Genomic DNA, 1,106 nt, shown 5'->3' on the forward strand with positions numbered 1-1,106 from the left:
GGATGCAGGACCACCTTGGTCCAGCCCTCGTCACGGGCGTCGAAGTGCTCGTAGGCGGTGGGGGCCTCGTCCAGGCTGAGCTCGTGGGAGACGACGAAACTCGGCTTCGCCTTCCCGCCGGCGATCAGATCCCGCAGCGCCCGGTTGTACTTCTTCACCGGAGCCTGCCCGGTCCCCATGCGCTGACCCTTGAACCACATCATGCCGAAGTCGATCGGGACCTTGCCCTGCGCCTCCAGCTCCCCCTGGGCCTCCGCGCCGCCGGGGTCCTGGGGCAGGAACACGCCCACCACGCCGATGTCGCCCGTGAACCTGACCGAGTCGATCAGTCCGTTGAGCGTGAGGCTGGCGTCCTCGTGTCCCTGGGGGTCGTGTGCCTGGTAGCCGACGCATTCGCAGCCGTTGTCGGCGCCCAGCCCGAGGGTGGCCTCCTTGACGACCTCCGAGGGGTTCTGCTCGGCGGTGTTGATCGGGATGGCCCCGATCTCCTCCGCCTTGCGCAGCCGGTCGGGCTGGTAGTCGGCCGTCCAGACGCGGCCGGCGCCCTTGATGAGGGCGGAGTAGGCCGCCATCAGCCCGACGGGACCGGCCCCGAAGACGATGGTCTGGTCGCCCGGTTTGACATGGGCCATCTCGGTGGCGTGGTAGCCGGTGGGGAAGATGTCGGCGAGCATCACGTAGTCGGTCTGGCGCTCGGCGGCGTCCTCGCCCAGACGCAGCGCGTTGAAGTCGCCGTAGGGCACACGCAGCAGTTCCGCCTGGCCGCCCTGGTAGGGGCCCATGTCGGCGAATCCGTAGGCGGCTCCGGCGAGGGCCGGTTCCGGCTGCATGGTCAGGCAGTAGTTCGTGAGACCCTGCTCGCACTGCTTGCAGAAGCCGCAGGCGATGTTGAAGGGCAGGACCACGTACTGGCCGACCTGGACCTTGCGGACGGCCGGGCCGACCTCCACGACCTGGCCCAGGTTCTCGTGTCCCAGGGTGCGGCCGGCCTCGAACGAGGTGCGGCCCTCGTACATGTGCAGGTCCGAACCGCAGATGTTGGTGGTGGTGATCTTGACGATGATGTCGCAGGGATGCTCGATCTTCGCGTCCGGTACGTCCTTCAC

At 68.2% G+C, this 1,106-nt stretch carries 1 protein-coding gene; it reads right to left on the bottom strand.

The window, feature by feature from the left end; genetic code table 11:
* Positions 1 to 1,106, bottom strand: a 1,106-nt coding sequence (locus ACFYX0_RS47970; RefSeq protein ID WP_388982216.1) for a glutathione-independent formaldehyde dehydrogenase, incomplete at both ends; no start/stop codon positions are given.

This window comes from Streptomyces sp. NPDC002573 (assembly GCF_042889625.1).
In the GTDB taxonomy this organism is placed as follows: domain Bacteria; phylum Actinomycetota; class Actinomycetes; order Streptomycetales; family Streptomycetaceae; genus Streptomyces; species Streptomyces gibsoniae.